At 37.0% G+C, this 19,784-nt stretch carries 15 protein-coding genes and 7 tRNA genes; 17 read left to right on the top strand and 5 right to left on the bottom strand.

The window, feature by feature from the left end; genetic code table 11:
• Positions 1–147: 147 nt before the first annotated feature.
• From pilG to J580_RS19790, 8 genes are all read left to right on the top strand, one after another.
• Positions 148–531 (top strand): twitching motility response regulator PilG, encoded by a 384-nt coding sequence (gene pilG, locus J580_RS19825; RefSeq protein ID WP_000389061.1) that lies wholly within the window; start codon positions 148–150, stop codon positions 529–531.
• Between the two features lie 22 nt (positions 532–553).
• Positions 554–916 carry a response regulator gene (locus tag J580_RS19820; RefSeq protein ID WP_002116220.1) on the top strand — a complete coding sequence of 121 codons (363 nt, stop codon included), beginning with the start codon at positions 554–556 and terminating at the stop codon, positions 914–916.
• Between the two features lie 60 nt (positions 917–976).
• Positions 977–1,513: a chemotaxis protein CheW gene (locus tag J580_RS19815; RefSeq protein ID WP_032005445.1), complete on the top strand. Its 537-nt coding sequence runs from the start codon at positions 977–979 to the stop codon at positions 1,511–1,513.
• Between the two features lie 42 nt (positions 1,514–1,555).
• On the top strand, positions 1,556–3,634 hold the full coding sequence (locus J580_RS19810; RefSeq protein ID WP_005072794.1) for a methyl-accepting chemotaxis protein: 2,079 nt from the start codon (positions 1,556–1,558) through the stop codon (positions 3,632–3,634).
• 147 nt (positions 3,635–3,781) lie between these two features.
• On the top strand, positions 3,782–8,287 hold the full coding sequence (locus J580_RS19805) for a hybrid sensor histidine kinase/response regulator (RefSeq protein WP_032005443.1): 4,506 nt from the start codon (positions 3,782–3,784) through the stop codon (positions 8,285–8,287).
• Positions 8,287–8,754: a hypothetical protein gene (locus tag J580_RS19800; RefSeq protein ID WP_032005442.1), complete on the top strand. Its 468-nt coding sequence runs from the start codon at positions 8,287–8,289 to the stop codon at positions 8,752–8,754. The genes J580_RS19805 and J580_RS19800 overlap by 1 nt, the downstream gene beginning before the upstream one ends.
• A 222-nt stretch (positions 8,755–8,976) precedes the next feature.
• Positions 8,977–10,362, top strand: coding sequence for a coproporphyrinogen-III oxidase family protein (locus J580_RS19795; protein ID WP_032005439.1), 1,386 nt, complete (start codon positions 8,977–8,979; stop codon positions 10,360–10,362).
• A gap of 13 nt (positions 10,363–10,375) precedes the next feature.
• Positions 10,376–11,257, top strand: coding sequence for an alpha/beta fold hydrolase (locus tag J580_RS19790; protein WP_032005438.1), 882 nt, complete (start codon positions 10,376–10,378; stop codon positions 11,255–11,257).
• A 135-nt stretch (positions 11,258–11,392) separates the two neighbouring features.
• On the opposite strand, the gene dapE is transcribed toward J580_RS19790, so the two are convergent.
• From dapE to J580_RS19775, 3 genes are all read right to left on the bottom strand, one after another.
• A complete protein-coding gene (gene dapE, locus J580_RS19785; protein ID WP_032005436.1) occupies positions 11,393–12,529 on the bottom strand; it encodes a succinyl-diaminopimelate desuccinylase in 1,137 nt (378 codons plus the stop codon).
• A gap of 126 nt (positions 12,530–12,655) precedes the next feature.
• Positions 12,656–12,799 carry an entericidin A/B family lipoprotein gene (locus J580_RS19780; protein ID WP_014207555.1) on the bottom strand — a complete coding sequence of 48 codons (144 nt, stop codon included), beginning with the start codon at positions 12,797–12,799 and terminating at the stop codon, positions 12,656–12,658.
• A 123-nt stretch (positions 12,800–12,922) separates the two neighbouring features.
• Complete coding sequence (locus J580_RS19775; RefSeq protein WP_032005434.1) at positions 12,923–13,804, bottom strand: DUF1853 family protein; 882 nt, start codon at positions 13,802–13,804, stop codon at positions 12,923–12,925.
• A 103-nt stretch (positions 13,805–13,907) separates the two neighbouring features.
• Between J580_RS19775 and J580_RS19770 the strand changes: the two genes are divergently transcribed.
• The 9 genes from J580_RS19770 to J580_RS19730 all read left to right on the top strand — a co-directional run bounded on the left by J580_RS19770 (position 13,908) and on the right by J580_RS19730 (position 15,921).
• Positions 13,908–14,276: a YbaN family protein gene (locus tag J580_RS19770; RefSeq protein ID WP_032005432.1), complete on the top strand. Its 369-nt coding sequence runs from the start codon at positions 13,908–13,910 to the stop codon at positions 14,274–14,276.
• A gap of 90 nt (positions 14,277–14,366) precedes the next feature.
• Positions 14,367–14,870 (top strand): cell wall-recycling L,D-carboxypeptidase ElsL, encoded by a 504-nt coding sequence (gene elsL / locus J580_RS19765; RefSeq protein ID WP_032005430.1) that lies wholly within the window; start codon positions 14,367–14,369, stop codon positions 14,868–14,870.
• A gap of 206 nt (positions 14,871–15,076) precedes the next feature.
• Positions 15,077–15,152: transfer RNA gene (locus J580_RS19760), tRNA-Val, on the top strand.
• A gap of 24 nt (positions 15,153–15,176) precedes the next feature.
• Positions 15,177–15,253 (top strand) — tRNA-Asp (locus J580_RS19755).
• 47 nt (positions 15,254–15,300) lie between these two features.
• Positions 15,301–15,377 (top strand) — tRNA-Asp (locus J580_RS19750).
• Between the two features lie 47 nt (positions 15,378–15,424).
• A tRNA-Asp gene (locus J580_RS19745) sits at positions 15,425–15,501 on the top strand.
• An 89-nt stretch (positions 15,502–15,590) separates the two neighbouring features.
• Positions 15,591–15,666 (top strand) — tRNA-Val (locus J580_RS19740).
• Positions 15,667–15,702: 36 nt separating this feature from the next.
• Positions 15,703–15,779 (top strand) — tRNA-Asp (locus tag J580_RS19735).
• Between the two features lie 66 nt (positions 15,780–15,845).
• Positions 15,846–15,921: transfer RNA gene (locus J580_RS19730), tRNA-Val, on the top strand.
• Between the two features lie 374 nt (positions 15,922–16,295).
• Here J580_RS19730 and J580_RS19725 read toward each other — a convergent pair.
• Positions 16,296–17,081, bottom strand: a complete 786-nt coding sequence (locus tag J580_RS19725; protein ID WP_032005428.1) for a YdcF family protein — start codon at positions 17,079–17,081, stop codon at positions 16,296–16,298.
• Between the two features lie 114 nt (positions 17,082–17,195).
• The gene (locus J580_RS19720; RefSeq protein ID WP_032005426.1) at positions 17,196–19,784 is read right to left on the bottom strand and encodes a PepSY domain-containing protein; all 2,589 of its coding nucleotides are present in this window, start codon (positions 19,782–19,784) and stop codon (positions 17,196–17,198) included.

The raw sequence follows: 19,784 nt of genomic DNA, 5'->3' as shown, positions 1-19,784 counted from the left end.
AAAGTTATTGTTTATAAATGAGAAAGTAGACAAAAATGCCTCATTGAAAATAGAACATGAGATATGTTAAAAATGCGTATAAATGTGTAAAAACAAATTTAAGTTAAATTGCATTTATATTTTATTTTTATGGGGATGGAAGATTAAATGGAAGATGCATTCCAAAATCTGAAAGTAATGGTGATTGATGACTCAAAAACCATTCGCCGTACAGCAGAAACCTTATTACAGCGTGAAGGCTGTGAAGTCATTACTGCTGTGGATGGGTTTGAAGCTTTGTCCAAAATTGCAGAAGCAAATCCGGATATTGTTTTTGTCGATATCATGATGCCTCGTTTAGATGGTTATCAAACTTGTGCTTTGATAAAAAACTCTCAAAATTATCAGAACATTCCCGTTATCATGCTCTCTAGTAAAGATGGTTTATTTGATCAGGCAAAAGGGCGTGTGGTAGGTTCAGATGAATACTTGACGAAACCTTTTAGCAAAGATGAATTGTTAAACGCGATTCGTAATCATGTAAGTTCATAAACAATAATTTGAGGGCAAAAAAATGGCACGTATTCTCATTGTAGATGATTCACCAACAGAAACTTTTCGTTTTAAAGAAATCCTAACTAAACATGGTTATGACGTGCTTGAAGCATCAAATGGTGCAGATGGTGTAACTCTTGCAAAAGCAGAGCAACCAGATCTTGTATTGATGGATGTTGTAATGCCGGGTGTAAATGGTTTTCAGGCAACACGTCAGATTACTCGTGATGAAGACACTAAGCATATCCCTGTTGTGATTGTGAGTACTAAAGATCAGGCAACTGACCGTGTATGGGGCAAGCGTCAAGGTGCAATCGATTATTTGATTAAGCCAATCGAAGAAAATCAATTGATTGATGTAATTAAACAATTTCTAAATTAACTCATCCATCCATAAAAACATAAATAACGGGCATTTTGTACCCGTTTTATAGGATCGAGTATGGCAGCGAATGGATTTATCGAGTTACTTCGTTTGTCTAAACGGGGTAATAAGAATTACGCTTCAGTTCAAAATGAAGCACAGCGATGGTCAGGAATTGCTTTTGAAATGAGAGGGCAATACTTCGTCGCACCACTTGGGGAAGTGTCAGAAGTAATCTATCCACCAAAATATACACCAGTTCCAAATACCCAAAGTTGGGTAAAGGGATTGGCAAATATTCGAGGAAGACTACTTTCAGTGTCTGATTTGGCGCATTTTATTTTAGGGCAACGAAGTTCATTTTCGTCAACTCAAAAAGTATTGTGTATTAGCCATCGCGACCAGTATGTGGGGTTGGTCGTGGATCAGGTTTTGGGGATTCAGCACTTTAATAAAAAAAGCTTTTTTTCTCAAAGCTTAGACTTAGAGGAAAATCTAAAAGAATATTGCCAAGGTTATTTTCATCAACATAACCAGCATTGGCATGTCTTTTTATTTAGTCGTTTATTGCAAAACTCACATTACATGAATGCATCGACAAAATTTATAAACTAATTTTTACGCTGTGAAAACAGAGTATTTTTCTGGGGAAAAGCTATGGGCTTTAAGCTTAAAAAGAAAGGCAGTAGTCGAGTTGCGTCCGAAAAATCGGGTGTCAATTTTATTGCAACAATCCAGTCAAAAATTGAGCAATTTGCCAGTTTATTTGGGGAAAGTGAAAAGTCCAAGCCAATCCTATATGCAGCACTTTTATGTTTTGTGCTTGCATTAGTTTCTCTAGCCTATCTGTTCTATAACGTTCCACGTCATAACCAGTTAATTCGAAGTCTCGGTGAGTTACGTTTGTTATCTCAAACGATTTCTAAACAAGCAACTGAAGCAACTGAGTCTGGCTCTCAAGAGGCAATCACCAAGCTACAGCAGTCTCAAAAAGACTTTAATGAAAACTTACTTGAGATTGAAAATATTCACGGTAAGTCGACTGATGAATATCAAAAAGTTCAAGTTATGTGGACTGAACTGTCAAAAAACATCGATTTGATTTCAGCACATCAAAAAGTCCTTAACCAGCTATATGACACCAACATCTCTATTAGCGAAACCGTTCCTGAGATTCAGGCAGAATATAACTTGATGGTTGACCAAATGGCGCGTCAAGGTTTGCCAAGTAGTCAGGTAATTATTGCTAAAAACCAGGTGTTTATTGCCGAACGTATTTTACGTTCTATTAACTCGGTATTAAGTGGTACTGATGGTAATGTATCGACTAGCGATTTTGGTGTAGACATTGATACGTTTGGTACGTATTTAAATGCTGAACTTAATGGTAATGCTGAATTGGGTGTTGATCGTATTGCTGATCCGGCTTTACGTGAATCATTAGAAAGTATTAAATCTGAATATGACAAAGTCTTAAAATCTGCTGCTGCCACGGTATTAAAAAATGGTAACCAGATTGTCAATGTTCGTCAGGCATCTTCTCAGATCTTCTCTAAATCAGATGTGATGTTAGATAACTTGGGGCATTTATCTGATGTAGCAAGAAAGAACTGGCTTACTTTATTGTTAGGTGCGGTGCTAATCAGTTCTTTAGCAGGCTTAATCTTCTCTGTATTTAAATTGATCACATTACGTAGTGTGATGGATAAGCAACGTGTTACTCGATTACAAGACGAGTATGACCGTAACCAAAACGCGATTTTACGTTTACTTGATGAAATTGCCGATCTTGCAGATGGTGACTTACGTTCATATGCAACCGTATCTGAGGATTTTACGGGAGCGATTGCCGACTCGATTAACTTTGCGATTGACCAACTACGTGACCTTGTATCCCGTATTCATGAAACCTCTCAAGAAGTTGCTCGCTATACGCAAGATACGCAGAGTATTACGAACCAATTAGCAGAGGCGTCTGAGCATCAGGCTCAAGAAATTGCTGGTGCATCAACAGCAATGAATGAAATGGCGCAATCGATTGACCAAGTATCTTCAAATGCATCTGAGTCTGCTGAGGTAGCTGAGCGTTCGGTACAAATTGCCTCTAATGGTGCACAAGTGGTAAACCGTTCAATTGAAGGTATGGACACAATCCGTGAACAGATTCAAGAAACATCTAAACGTATTAAGCGATTGGGTGAGTCTTCACAAGAAATTGGTAACATCGTATCACTCATTAACGATATTGCCGACCAAACTAACATTCTTGCATTAAACGCAGCAATTCAAGCATCTATGGCTGGTGAAGCAGGTCGTGGTTTCGCCGTAGTTGCTGATGAAGTACAGCGTCTTGCAGAGCGTTCTGCATCGGCAACTAAACAGATCGAAACTCTGGTTAAAACAATTCAGACCGATACAAATGAAGCTGTTATTTCGATGGAACAAACCACCACTGAAGTTGTGCGTGGTGCAAACTTGGCAAAAGACGCGGGTATTGCCTTGGATGAAATTCAAAAAGTATCGGGTGATTTGGCAAACTTAATTGCCAGCATTTCTGATGCAGCAAAACTTCAATCTGCATCTGCCAGCCACATTGCTACCACCATGACAGTCGTACAAGAAATTACTTCACAAACGACAACTGCAACTTTTGATACAGCACGCTCTGTTTCTGAACTAGCAAACATGGCAGAGTCATTACGTGAATCGGTAACGGACTTTAAATTACCTGATTAAATTGGGGATGAGAATAGCTGTTTCTGTACCGCTATTCTTCTAAAAAGTATTAACAACACCAGATAAATATTGGGGAAACAGCTATTTTTCTGGTGTTGACTCTGTCGTTTTTCTCCATTTTGGAGACAAGCAAAAGAAGCCTTTGCTATGAAAGAAATATTAAAAACTTTAACTGAAGCAATGATGCTACCGGAAGATAGCTACTCTCAACAAGACGATGAATTTCTTGAAATATTTGTCGAAGAAATTGAAGAAATTTTTGTTGAATTACAATCTTTGATTCACGAATGGATGCAATCTAAAAATATTGCTACGCTTACTGAAATCCGCCGTCATTTTCATACATTGAAAGGTTCTGGGCGAATGATTGGTGCCAAATCTTCTGCTGAGCTTGCTTGGACTGTAGAAGATACGCTTAATCGGGTAATCAATCAGAGTCTCGGATTAACTCCTGACATCCAACAATATGTTCAGTTGGTATTTAAGTTCTATTTCTTTAAGTTAGTAGATGACTTCAAATCTAAAAAAGATCATACCTTAGACTTTAGCCCCCTAATTTTATTGGGACAACAATTACAACAACAGCAAAGTGTAGAACCCGCGTTAGACGAACTTTTATTATTATCAGATATTCTTACTGCTGAAACTCAAACTGGTTTAGAAGCGAATGACTTAGAACCAGAATCAACAGAAGTTTTAGCTATTTCGACTCCAGAAGTTGCTATAGAAACTGAACAGACTCTTGCTGAAACCTTAATTTTATTTATGGAGGAAGCAGAAGAGCACTTAGCGACAATTGATCAGTTTTTGGAAAAAGAAATACATCAGCATGAAAGTTATAATGCTCTAATACGTGCGTTACATACATTACGTGGCAGCTCTGCCATGGCTCATGTAGAACCAATCTTTGAAGCCAGTACCAAAGTTGAGCATTTATTTAAAATACTATTACAAGAAGAGCTTTCTTCTCACTCTGAAGAAATTTCATTACTCCGTGATTATCGTCAGTTTATTCGAAATAGTTTAGATCTATTGGCTGCACATTGCTCTACTGAGCAATTGGAATCTGATTTACAGAAATTTAATCAGGTTTGGGATACTTACATGGAGCAGCATGGTGAGCATTCAAGCCCACTTATGCCTCCACATGGTTTAGTGTCTCAGCTATTACAGCTAAATGTTGCTGAATTACTTGATGCGGAATTAGACTTTGAGAAGGGAATACGTACAGAGTTTCCTCATTATCTTGAACGTTTATGTGAACAAGCAGATGTTTTGCTGCAACACACTCAGTCGCAGGCAATGATTGGTTTATATGAATATACTAACCAGTTGAAAGAAAGCTACGACATATTGCTTGATCGACCTGATTTATTGCAATCAGATTATGTTTTTGAAATTTATCAAAAAGCGCACCAACAATTAATTCAGTTATTTGATGCATTAGCCGCAGGACAAAGAGTAAGTATCATTGAGCAACACCAAAATGTCTTGGACGAGCTAAAACTATATACTCAATATATTCCAAATCTTAATTCCGAATCATTAGAAACTCATCAAGACGTTTTTGAACCATTGTTTAATGCTGAAGTTGAACAAACGGCGAATGAACCTCTGATAGAAAATGTATTCACTGATCAGGTCACCATAGGGCAGAGTGTACAACTAGATCGACAATTCATTTCGTCTGAGCATGTAAACCGTCATTTTGATCCAGATCTTTTAGATATTTTTCTTGAAGAAGCCGATGAGTTGCTTGAAGGAATAGATACAGATCTTAATATTTGGGTTAATGATCAAGAAAACTTTGCCGCTCTCAATAATCTGATGCGTTATTTGCATACCTTAAAAGGTGGGGCAAATATGATTCAGGCAACTTATATTGGTTTAATTGCACATGAGTTAGAAAGTATTTATGAGCGTTTAATTCAAAAACAGTTGATAGCTTCGTCTGCTCTCATTGATTTTATTCGACTAGTTCAAGATGACTTGGCTGACCGTCTTCAAATAGTGCGTGAACAGCACCTAGATTATGCTGCTTCTCATACTATTCAAGCACTTAAAAATGCAGGTCAGGTATTTGATTCTCATATTAAAGAGAGCAAAACAGAACCTGAAACGTATGTTATACCTGAATTAAATTTTGAAGTATTACAACAAGAAGCGATAAATAATACGGCGTCAAACCTCAGTGAGTTAACTTCTGGTTCTGAGCAGATTGCTAAGTCTAATAATCAACTTGTTGAGCAAACCGAATTACAAGTTCTTTATGCTGATCACAATCATACAGAGAGTATCCCAGATCAAGATATTAATACTGTTGTCGAGCAGACGTTTATGGAGGAAGCGGCCGAACTATTAGAAATGGCCGATCATCTATTAAAACAATGGTTCGAACAACGTACTAACCGTAGTATCTTGCTTCAACTACAAAGGGCAGTGCACAGCTTGAAAGGCGGTTCCCGTATGTTGGGACTTGAAACCGTGCAAGCGATTGCTTATCAACTTGAGAATGCTTTTGAACAATTTGCGCTTCATCATTTCAGCTCAAATATTTATGACAACTTATTAGAGAGTGCAATTGTCTGGTTAAAAGAGGCAATTTTTAAACAAAATTATCAACACTTCGATGGTTTACAACAAAGTCTGGAAAATATCCAGTTCATTGAAACAGCAATTCAAATTCCTAGTAAGTTAACTAGAACTGATCTATTCAGCACGGAACCTGTAATGAGTTTTGTGCAAGGTGACGGTACAGAACCACCGCCAATGATGGGTGAATGGGAACAAGCACAACGCCTTGATCAAAATAATGAGATGATTCGAGTCTCGGCAGATTTAATTGAAAAAATGATTGATCTGTCTGGTGAAAATTCGATTAACCGTTCGCGAATTGAAATGGATTTAAGCCAATTTGGTCATACCTTAGCGGAAATGGAATTGGCTATTCAGCGACTTGCAGATCAGTTGCGTCGAATGGAAGGCGAATTAGAAACCCAAATTATTGCAAAACACGGTATTGAGAACTCACGTTATACGGAATTTGATCCTTTAGAGATGGACCAATATTCTTCATTAAATCAGTTATCAAAGTCTCTTGCCGAGTCTGCATCGGATTTAGTAGATTTTAAAAATACATTATCTGAAAAGATCAGAGACACTGAAGGTTTATTGGTACAGCAATCGCGTATTCAGGCTGAAATTCAAGAAGGTCTTATGCGAACACGCTTAGTACCATTTTCTCGATTGTTGCCTCGTCTGCAAAGAATTGTGAGGCAGACTTCTACCGCGTTAAATCGACCAGCAGAGCTTTTTGTTAATAATACAGAAGGCGAGCTGGACCGGACAATGTTAGAACGTTTGGTTACGCCACTTGAGCACATGCTTAGAAATGCAATTGACCATGGACTAGAAGACCGTGCGCAACGTGAACAAGCTAAAAAACCAGAAACGGGACGCATTGAACTCAATATTCATCGTCAAGGTACAGATGTTGTAGTTACATTTAAGGATGATGGGCAAGGTATTGATATCGAGAAGGTTCGTCAAAAGGCGTTAATGTCTGGTTTGATTAATCCAGAGCAAGTATTAGAACATCAAGATATTTTACAGCTGATTTTCCACCCTGGTTTAAGTACAGCCGATCAAGTCACTCAGATCTCAGGTCGTGGCGTAGGGCTGGATGTAGTGCAAAGTGATATTAAGGCCTTAGGTGGCCATGTGAGTGTCGACTCTGTATATGGGCAGGGAACTGTCTTTACCATACGTGTTCCAACGACAGTAGCTGTTAGTGATGCTTTAATGGTTAAAGTTGCTGATCAGCAATTTGCAATCCCACTGGCTCAGATTGATCGAATTGTACGAGTATCACCAGCATCATTAGAACAATATTTCGGAAGTGCACAAGAGCTCTTTGAATTTGAAAATAAGCGTTATCCATTACGTTATTTATCTGAGTTTGTTGGTAATCAACCAATTCCGCGCTTAAGTGGAATGATGTATTCATTACCAGTATTAATGATTAAGGCAAATAATGGACAAACCGTCGCATTATTAGTTGACCAACTAATTGGCTCACGCGCACAGATTGTAGTTAAGCCAATAGGACAACAATTCTCTAGCATTGGTGCGATTGCAGGAGCAACTATTTTAGGTGATGGCCAAGTTTGTCTAATTTTAGATGGACAAAATATTGCTCGCCAAATTCAATCTACTCGCCGACATAAATCGCTTAATGAAACTATCTATAGACAACGCGAGTCTGACGAACGACGTCTTATCATGATTGTAGATGACTCGGTAACTGTACGTAAGGTGACGTCTCGCTTACTTGAACGTCAGGGCTATGATGTAGTCACAGCTAAAGATGGGGTTGACGCCATTGAGCAATTGGAAAATATTAAACCAGATCTCATGTTACTTGATATTGAAATGCCACGAATGGATGGCTTTGAGGTACTTAACCTCGTTCGACATCATGATCTACATCAAGATATGCCAGTGATTATGATTACATCACGAACTGGTGAAAAACACCGTGAACGAGCATTTACTTTAGGTGTGAACCAATACATGGGTAAACCTTTCCAAGAAGAAGACTTACTTCACAATATTGATGCGTTATTCATGACATTTGAAGGGGGACTTGCCTAATGAAAAGTAATATAAGTACATCCTTAATTAATGAAATGGACCAGCAAGAGCTTCAGCATTTAATTACTGTCTCAACTGGTTTTATTGATGCATATATTATTGAATGCCATCAGCAAGTGCCGATGCTATTGCCACAAAATATAGTGTTATCTGCTATGGATGTTAAAAATGGTATCAAGCATATTGAATGGCATGATGTAAAACTCCCTGTTTATTTGGTTCACAACGAAATAGATTCTCGAGCAGTAGCTTTAGTCATTGAAAGCGAAGACATTAGTCAACGTTTTGCACTTATGTGTAAATCGATGCCAGTTTCAGTTCGTCTGCGTATTTCGGAAGTCGTAGATGAAAATGAAGATATACAAGAGTCTTTGAAGCACCCAACAGTATTTAAATATGTTCGTATGGACAATCAACGCTACCATATACCGAATCTAGAATATATTGAAAAAACGCTAGGTTTATAAAGAAAAAAGGAACTCAAATGAGTTCCTTTTTTTATGATGACTAAATAATATATTAACAATACTAAAAGATGAATTTGTATTTTTAAAAATATCTAAATTTATGCTCTAGATTAAATTGATAAAATAAAAATTATTATGGTTGGAAGAATTAAATTAATTTGCGTAATTTATTATATTTAAATACAATATATTTATTGGTATATAAGTAAATATATAGTGACTATGGATATTGCTTCAATTAAAAATTTCATCAAAAAAAATAAAGTAAGACATTTATCAAATAAAGTTTTACATACCCATCCCTCACCTAAAATGTGGAAAACAGATTTAAAGGAAGAAGAAAATAATTACTTTTTATTAAATACAGATGCTCAATATAAGTCTATAAATTTGTATTTAGGTATTCCATATTGTATTCCTACTGATCCACCTCATTGTGGATTTTGTCTTTTCCCAACACAAGACTATAAAGGTAAGCGGGAAATGGACTATTATCTGGGTTTTTTAAGTAGGGAAGCCTACTTATATAAAGAATTTTATCAAGGAGCTAAGCTTGAAAGTTTGTATGTAGGGGGAGGTACACCTAATTTACTTCAGCCTAATGATTATATAAAACTGACTAAGGTTGTATCTTCTCTTTTTCCCGATGCTGGTATATCTAGCCCTATAGAAATGACATTAGAAGGTATACCTCAACTTTTTAATGAAGATAAAATAAGAGCAATTAAAGATGCAGGTTTTAACCGTGTCAGTATGGGAGTACAACAGGTTAATGATGAGTTAATCGCTACAAGCGGTCGAAAACAAACGAGAAAGCAGGTTTTTGATGCAATTGAATTGTTCCATAAGTATTCTTTATCTTGTAACGTCGATTTGATCTATGGCTGGCCAAATCAAACAGTTGAGGCAATGCTAGGAGACTTGGAAAGTATTGTTCAATCAGGAATAAAACATATTACTCACTATGAGCTTAATATCGCTGGTCGTTCTGACTTTGCGACAAAACAAAAGCAAAATACGCCTTCTATTGAGAAGAAAATTGAAATGTATAACATTGCTAAACAGTTCTTAATAAGCAAAGGCTATAAACAAAAAACAGTATATGATTGGGAAAAAGAAGATAACAACCAATCAATTTCAGAGAAATATTTATATGAAGATAACCTTAGAGACTGCTTAGATGCCAATGGGCAAAGTAAAATGACCACAATGAGTGGATTGGGTTATGCAGCAGTTAATATGAGACTACAACCTAACTCATCAAGCATTAAATCTGTTTCAGCAATGAATCATCGAAACCTAACTGAATACTACAATGCAATATCTTTAAATAAACTTCCTGTTGAACGTATGTTTGTTCATGATACTGAAGACGTAAAGTTAATTTGGATATTTCAAGCATTACAGGAAATGAAAATTAATACCAAAAAGTACGAGAAAATTTTTAATAGTGATATTAAACTCGATTATAAGCCTATTTGGGATGTATTAGCCGAAGAAGGTTGGGTAGAGCATAATGATGAATATATTAAACTTATTAATGAAGGTGAGTTTTATACTCCACTTATTCAGGCATTGTTAAGTCAACCTAGAATAAAATCTTTGTAACAGTAGAAAATAAATGTCAATTCATAAAGAGCTACATATTTTAAAAACAGATGATCATGGTGAATTTGCTTTATGGGAAATTTCTAAAAGAAATAATTCTCTAATAAAAAAAGAAGCAATTTTCTTATCTCATGGTGCATTTTCGGATAAAACTATTTGTATAGGAATTGCAGATTATTTGGCAAATCATGGTTATATTTGTTTTATTTTAGAGTGGCGAGGGCATGGTACTAGCCCAAAAACAGATATACCATTTAATTTTGAAACTATTGCATTATATGAATATAAAACTGCATTTAATTATATTCACCATCATTTTAATATAACCTCCTTGCACTGTGTAACACACAGTGGTGGAGGGCTATGCTTAACCATGTTCTTAATTAATTATCCTGAATATTTAAAAAATATTCAAAGTATTACTTTTGTTGCTTGCCAAGCATTTGGAGCAGTAAATAATTCCTTTGATTTTATTAAATTGTTTTCTGCAAAATTAGTTGTAAAAGGTCTAGGTCAGATTCCTGCTAATAAATTTAAGTTGGGGCGAATAAATGAAACTTATTACACGATGCGTCCATGGTTTAATTGGAACTTAAAGGAAAATTTTATAAGTGAATTTAAAGATATAGATTATAAAAAATTTATGAGCTCTATTAGAGTTCCAATATATTCTATTTGCGGGACTGGCGATAAATTTATTGCCCCTGCTAAAGGATGCTATAAATATTTGCAAGCTTTTGAAAATGAAAATAATATATTTCGAGAATTTGGCTATTCCAATAGTAACTTGGAAAATTATTCTCATAGTCGAATTGTACTTAGCCAAAATGCTGCTAAAGAAGTCTGGCCAACTATATTGCAATGGATAGATAAGAATTCAAAAGCAGCTTTTTAAGCTATTTCTATTAAAACTAATTTTCTAGTTTATTGAATATAAATAATCTTTAAAATTTTAAAAGAATGTATTGATACTTTAAATATAAAAAACGCCCCCAAAAGGGCGCTTTTTCAATTCGTTAGATCTTAACTTTTACTTAGCTAACAAATTTTCCAAAATTTGCTCATAAATATCAGTTAGTGGATCAAGGTCTTGTACATCAACATGTTCGTTAATTTGATGAATTGTTGCGTTTAGAACACCTAATTCCAATACCTGTGCGCCTGTTGGAGCAATAAAACGGCCATCAGAAGTACCGCCACTCGTTGAAAGCTCAGTTTCAGTACCCGTTACGTTCAAAATAGCAGTTTGCGCTGCATTAACGAGTTCACCCACAGGTGTTAGGAATGGTAAACCAGAAAGATTCCAAACGATTTCGTACTGTAAACCGTGTTTATCTAAAATCTCATGCACACGTTGTTTAAGTTGTTCTGCTGTTACTTCTGTTGAATAACGGAAGTTAAAAGTAACTTCTAGTACACCAGGAATGACATTTGTTGCGCCAGTGCCAGCATGAATATTTGAAATCTGAAATGATGTTGCTGGGAAATATTCATTTCCATTATCCCAAACAGTTTGGCACAGTTCTGCTAAAGCTGGTGATGCTTCATGAATCGGATTACGCGCCAAATGTGGGTAAGCCACATGACCTTGCTTACCTTGAACTTTTAATACGGCATTAAGTGAACCACGACGACCATTTTTAACAATATCACCCAATTTATGAGTACTAGAAGGTTCGCCTACCAAACACCATGTCATCTTTTCGTTACGTTTTTCAAGAGTCTCAATCACTTTAACCGTACCGTTAATAGCAGGTCCTTCTTCATCAGAAGTAATTAGAAAAGCAATCGAACCCTTGTGATCAGGATGTTTTGCGACAAAACGTTCAGATGCAACGACCATAGCTGCAAGTGCTGTTTTCATATCGGCCGAACCACGACCATATAATTTTCCATCGCGAATTTCAGGTGCAAACGGATCTGAATTCCATGCTTCTAACTTGCCTGTCGGAACTACGTCAGTATGACCGGCAAAACAAAATACAGGTTCTTCAGTTCCGCGACGCGCCCAAAGATTGTCAACTTCACCAAAACGCATCGGTTCAATATGAAAACCAATTTTGGCTAAACGGTCTGCCATGATGGTTTGGCATGTATGATCAATAGGAGTAACAGAAGGTTGTTGTAACAGTTCTAAGCTAAGCGAGAGAGTGTCTGAATGGTTCATACCGAAAATTGCGTGCTGATCAGGTGAAATATAGTCCGATATAATAGGCGAATCTCTAGGGGATGGGTACGTAAAAATAAAAAAACCTTATCGGAATGATAAGGTTTTTGAAGTAACAACTCTAACTTACATTTTATCTTGTGTTTTTTCAGCAGTATTTGTTACAGCATCACCTGCTTTAGAAACATCTTGCCCAAAACCTTTAAACGTATTACACCCTGTTAAAATAACAGCAACCATTACAGACGCAGCTAAAACTTTTTTCATCATTTTCTCCGTTTAAATTTAATAATGAAGTAAATTTAGATTAAAAAACAAACGGAAAAAGAAACATGACTGTTTAATAGTAAAAACGTTATAAAATGTTTCTACAAGCTTAAAACTTATTGTTAATTAGCTTAATTTTTGCAGGTGAGGCTTAATGTTTAAGTACGAAGGATGTCTAAACATATAAAACAAAACCTCTTCACTATTTTTACAATATAAACCGTCTGTCCACCAATGTGCCCGATTTGAAGTCTGCTCTTTATTTGGACACAACCATTCGTGTCTTTGCAATCGATAAAAAGAAGAATGGGGAATGGTAGTCCCCCAATATCCCAAACGACGCTTTAAATTTATCCAGTCTGGTAGCGATTTTTGAGAATTTAACTGAAGTGGCAGGGAGAGTTGTCCTTTTAAAACCGCAAAACGTTGTTGAATCTTAAAATTTAATGCTTCAGAAAATTGAAATTGCTTATTCGTAAAATGATAAAGTTTCTTGCTTAAAGTATCTTGACGATTCAATCCAATCCATTGTTCTAAATGTAAGTCTGCCTCGCCCAAATAGTATTTTAACGCGACCTCCCAATGTTCAATTTGTTGAGTTTCTTTATTTAAAATTAAAAAATCTATCTCACCTAAAGTTTTTGCCCCATCAATTTTTTGAATACTATGACCTAATAGTTGGTAAGGATGATAATTATCCTCTTGTAGCCAGAACCAAAGTAAATTCTCAAAGCGTAAACCTAAGCGTGTACTTTTAAGTTGAGATAAAAACTGGATTAAAGGCTCTGGTGACTGATCGAGCTCTTTTAACCGTGGTAAATAATTTTGTAAATGCTCTTCCCATACTTCGGTTGGGTGCAGCTTAAAGTCGTGTTGTATAGAAAAACTTTTTGGTAATTGGCAAAGTAAATTTGGACTAGCAATACAAAAAGCCAGCTGTCGCACTATAGGATGTTGAAATTGAAGCCATGGTTCGAAATAGGAAGTTTTCACTGAGGCAATATTCATATATTTAATACTCGAAGTAATTCATCCTAATTTCATAAGGGATCAACAAACAATATTAGAAAAACACTTTATACTAACGCTAACAGCAGGTTAAGGTTTATATATGCGAACATTGTTCTGGCGCTCTTTGGTCGTGATTTTTATCACGCTAGGCATTATTGGAGCAATTTTACCAGGTATGCCCACAACAGTGTTTTTGATTCTAGCTGCATGGGCAGCTTCAAAAGGATGGCCACAAATGGATGATTGGTTATTAAACCATCCCAAATACGGCCCAACATTACGTGATTGGCGAGCCAATGGTACAGTACCACGTAAAGCCAAATGGATTGCAAGCATAATGATGGCAATCAGTGGCCTTATAATGCTATTTACTTCAGCACCGCTTTGGGTCAAGGTTTTTACTGATACTACCATGTTCATCGTTGCACTTTGGTTATGGCTACGCCCTGAGCCAAAATTAAAAGATTGATAATCTTTTAATTTTGGCTCAAGACAAGTTCTTCATATAAATTTTTACTTAAACTCAAGGTATTTGAGTTGATATAAGAGAATAAGTTCAATGTCTCAATTTAAGCTCGAAGAAGCAGACGTCCTCATCGATTTAGCAAATCAAACATTAACTTTGCCTAAACATAATAAGTTTTATGTCATTTCTACCGGAAAGAACGGAATCGGTGAGCAAGAGAATACTGGTAGGACTCCACGTGGATGGCATAGGGTTGCAAAAAAAATAGGTGCACAATCTCCTCAAAATGCGGTTTTTATTGCACGTAAGCCAACAGGGGAGGTCTATAGTAGTGAACTAGCAGCACAATTCCCTGAAAGAGATTGGATATTGTCACGTATTCTTTGGTTAGATGGCTTAGAAGAAGGCTTTAATAAAGGCGAAGGTCATGACACCATGCAGCGTTATATCTATATTCATGGCACTCCTGATAAAGAACCGATGGGCGTTCCCATGTCACATGGCTGTATTCGAATGCGTAATGAAGAAATCATTGAACTGTTTGATTTAGTCGCTGAAGATGCATTGGTTTATTTGTCTGAGCAATCTTTAACCTAAAATAAGATTTTAAAAATTTTTATTTAATTAGCTGAATGATCAAAATATTAAAATAAGTGCTTAAATAAAATACAAAAAATTGTTTTTTACTTAATAATGACTTATTTTTAATCATTCATTCGCATTTTTTTGAAAAGTTGTCGAAAAGCGTTTGACACCTGTTAAAGATTCTCTATAATGCACCTCACAAACGATGAAGACGTTAAGGGCGCTTAGCTCAGTTGGTAGAGCGTCTGCCTTACAAGCAGAATGTCGGCGGTTCGATCCCGTCAGCGCCCACCAAGCCTTTACGTTAAGCTCTCAAGTGCAGCGGTAGTTCAGTTGGTTAGAATACCGGCCTGTCACGCCGGGGGTCGCGGGTTCGAGCCCCGTCCGCTGCGCCACTTAAGACTTAACATCGTTTACCCCACAATTTCGACATTGTGAAAGTGCAGCGGTAGTTCAGTTGGTTAGAATACCGGCCTGTCACGCCGGGGGTCGCGGGTTCGAGCCCCGTCCGCTGCGCCACTTAAGACTTAACATCGTTTACCCCACAATTTCGACATTGTGAAAGTGCAGCGGTAGTTCAGTTGGTTAGAATACCGGCCTGTCACGCCGGGGGTCGCGGGTTCGAGCCCCGTCCGCTGCGCCACTTTTCAGTTCGGGTTGTGTTTGGAAGAAGATTTGAGATGTAAAAGTTTTAAATCGAAAAATTAATAATTTATTAGTTTTTTCTTCTTGGGGCGCTTAGCTCAGTTGGTAGAGCGTCTGCCTTACAAGCAGAATGTCGGCGGTTCGATCCCGTCAGCGCCCACCATATATGTGACCATACTTTATTTTAAAGTATTGTAGTGCAGCGGTAGTTCAGTTGGTTAGAATACCGGCCTGTCACGCCGGGGGTCGCGGGTTCGAGCCCCGTCCGCTGCGCCATTCTCTTGATTCCCTTGTCTAGAGAATGTAGAGTATGAAGATACATTCGTTATCTTTTCTCATTAAGGGCGCTTAGCTCAGTTGGTAGAGCGTCTGCCTTACAAGCAGAATGTCGGCGGTTCGATCCCGTCAGCGCCCACCATAATTTCTATCAGAAATTTAAAATTCCCTAAATTTATACTCATCTATAAATATCTTATACTTACATGTAAATTTATTTACTATGTGACTCAGTGTAGATACAACTTTTCTATTCTAAAATTAAAGTCCTTATATCTTTAAGTTATTCTTTTTATTGATCGCTAGTTTTTTAATTTTTTAGCATTGGTGTTTCTTCATGCTTTTGATGGGATTCCTCAACCTCATTAAATTGCGTTACTAGTGGTTAAAGATAAGTATCTAGCCTGTAATTACTAGTTCTAGCTAATATCAACTTTGTATTTGTACCGATCACTAATATTTTCACAAAAAAAACTGCTATTTTTTTAAATAGCAGTTTTCCGATTAAATTATTTTTTAATATTCGTTTAAAATCCATCCACTTGCATATGCGAAATATTCACGTAACCATGCATTGTAACGAGTAGCTAATGGTGTTTCTGCCGCTACCCCATAAACTTGGGTATAGCCCTGTTTCTTTGCAATTGCTATTGCTCTAGGAATATGAAAATCACTTGTCACAATAGCGATTGGCTGCTCTAAGGTAATGTGGTGCTGTTCTAATAAGGGTTTACTATTTTTTAAGTTAAGCTCTGTGCTAGTGCTTTTATCTTCAAGGATCATTTGATCTCTTGCGATATGATACTTTTGTTCAAGATAACGAGACATAACCAATGCTTCGCTTTCTTTTTCTGAAAAATCAAGACCACCTGTTAGAACAATCTGTGCTTGCTGCTGTTTTAGGGCTAGAGGAGCGGCCGTATCTAAACGTTTTGCAAGAATTGTAGATGGCTGACCATTCTCAACACCGCTTCCTAAGACAATAATTGCTTTTACTGGAGGAATATTATTTGAAGTATCTTTATTTTCTTTAATAAAGCTAAAAAAATAGCCTAAGCCAATTAGCCATATCCAGAAGCATAACCATCCAAAACGCCAAAGTGTGTGTAAGCGATAGTGATAGAAGAAAAAGCGTTCTAAATGATAATAAAATAAGGAATATAGGCAGAGGAAAGCACCTAAAATTAAAGGAATAACGGTGCCTACATTAATTTTATTGAGACAAATTAAAACTAATCCATCTAGAAATAAAATCGAACCAATGATTGCTAGGAAAATACGGATCCACTTACTGACTTGCATTGTGCTTAGAGTTGCAATTTAAATTGCAGACAGTGTATGCAAAATCATTCTGAATGCAATAAAAAACCGAGTAAAGCATTTAAGCTATTACTCGGTTTTAGTTTTTATTGATCTTTAATAAACATCACGGCGGTAACGGCCTTGTTGTCTTAAATCATCTACCTGTTCTTCACCCAGAATTTCGATAAGTGCTTGATCGACTCCACTTGCCATACCATCAATACTACCGCATACATACAGAACAGCACCCCGTTCTACCCAGCTTACTAATTCTGCTGCATTCTGACGGATTACATCTTGAACATACATGCGTTGTTCTTGATCTCTCGAAAATGCTAAATCGAGGCGTTTTAACATTCCTGTGGTTTTCCATGCCTCAATAGTTGATTCATAGAAGAAATCACATGCTCTTTGACGTTCACCAAAGATTAACCAGTTTTCCGTGTAATCATGACGCGTACGGGTGTGTAATAGGCTCATTAAGCCAGCAATACCTGTTCCATTACCAATACAAATAATAGGGCGGTTATCATCAATAAGATGGAATGATTCATTGGTACGAATACGCAAAGCAACTTCATTATTAACTTGCGTATGTTGAGTCAGCCAACCCGAACCTAAACCTAAGTTACCAGACGCATCATATTGTTGACGAACAACTAAGCGAAGGATTTGCTGAGACGGAATGCTCGCAATCGAATACTCTCGCGTTGGTAGAGTAGGGAGCTGCTCTAATAAATGATCCAGATTAGCAAATGGTTCAATTTCACCAGTTAAATCTTTATTCCAAAGCGCTTTTTCGATTGAAATCTGTAGTGAATCAACTTTTGAATTTTTAAGAATATGATGCTTTTGCAAAAAAGCATGAATACGTTCAGGACTATTACTAGGCTGGATTTCAGCAATATCACCCGCTTGCCATATCGCCTCATGATTTGCTTTAAGTTCAATATTATAAGCAGGCTGACCTAAGCTATTTGGGTTGAGTAAATCACGTTGTTGTAATGTCCAACTATCAAATACTTTTTCCAGATTTACAGCATGTAAATCTAATTTGGTTGCTTTAGCGAGAGATTGATTCCAATTTTGAATATCCGATGGGTTTGCATTATCAACTTCAATTGTATTGAAGAGAGCATGAGCACCATTTGCTTTAAGCCAAGCATCCACGGCATGGCCAAAACTACAGTAAGTGTCTGGATATTCTTTAGAGCCTAGCGCTAGAACAGCATAGTTGATGTGCTTAAGATCCACATTCAATTTTAAAAGTTTCTTAGCAAAGCTTGTCGCGAGATCAGGAGCATCACCAGTACCATAAGTACTGATCACAAATAAAACCTGCTGATGTTGCTCTAAATCAGTTTGTGTTAGCTGCTGTACAGGTTTTACCTGAACAGGTTGATGAGCCTCTTGTAAACTTGTTGTCGTACTCCAAGCGAGTTGTTCAGCTACGCCTGTTTGAGTTGCATAAGTAATAAGCCAAGGCTTTGCATTTGGATCAATGTATTGTCCTGCTAAAGACTGACGAGCCGCCTGTGTTAATTTTTTCTGTTTACGGCGTTTAAGGTAAAGCATCCACCCAGTAACTAAGAACAAAGGCATTGCTAGAGAAGCAAGCATCGCAACGAATTGATAAATTGGTCCAAAGAAGCTACCGCGGTGTACGGGTAACATGCTGCTCATAATCTTTTGATTAAGCTTTTTGTCTTCGTAAAGCTCCATCTTTTCGATGTTGCCAGTTTGATAATTATAGATGGCTTGGTTACGTGCCCGTTCATGTTGTGGAGTAGCATCGACAAAGCTTAACTCAATTTTTCCATCATCTTTTTTCGGTAAGCTTAATGTTAGAGTCGAATAATCACGTCCAACCTGACTATTGAAGCCACTCCATGTTTGATTAAGTGCTGTAATGAGTTGAGTATTATCTAATTGAGGATCTGATTGTTTATTAGTATTACTGTCAGATTGTTTACCTTGCTGTATTCCACGATTTTGATTTTGAGGAGTAGCGCCATGATCTTGTCGTTTAGGTTGTTCAACTCCCATCACTTTGAACATGCCACTACGCCACCAATCATAAGACCAATATAGTCCTGTACATGCGAAAAGAAGATAAAAAACAATGACCCATGTACCGACAACAGCATGTAGATCCCAAATAAAATTCCGGCCTTTGAGTTTCGGTTTAACAGCCAACCATTGACGAGCAGAATGCTTTTTAGGCCAACGTAAATATAAGCCACTGAGTACGAAGTAAATTAGCATGAGTGCGCAGGCACCAGTAATTTGTTTACCAACTTCACCTGCTGTTAAATTACGATGAATTTGTTGTATGAGTAACAACAACTTTCGGCCTTTAACATCTGGAAGAATCTCAGCGTTATAAGGGTTCACCATCATATTATAGCCACGGCGTTCACCTTCTTTTTCAATATTCACCACAGAAGAAGAGGTGGGGTCCTTGGCGATCGTAATGCTATTAATTTTGATTTCAGGTTGGGTTGTATTGAAATGCTGGTAAAGCTGAGCAGGAGTTAATTTTGGAGTGTTTTCAGCTTGAACAACATAACTATCAGAATTCACCCATTTTAAAATTTGTTGGTCATAAGAATAAATTGCACCTGTAACACCCATAATGGATAAGATTAGGCCAGCAGTAATACCCAGAAACCAATGAATTTGAAATAAAATTTTTTTAAACAT

The organism is Acinetobacter sp. 1542444 (genome assembly GCF_000581835.1).
GTDB lineage: Bacteria > Pseudomonadota > Gammaproteobacteria > Pseudomonadales > Moraxellaceae > Acinetobacter > Acinetobacter pittii.
The sequence above is the reverse complement of the archived record's forward strand: the minus strand, read 5'-3'. Positions and strand labels throughout refer to the sequence as shown.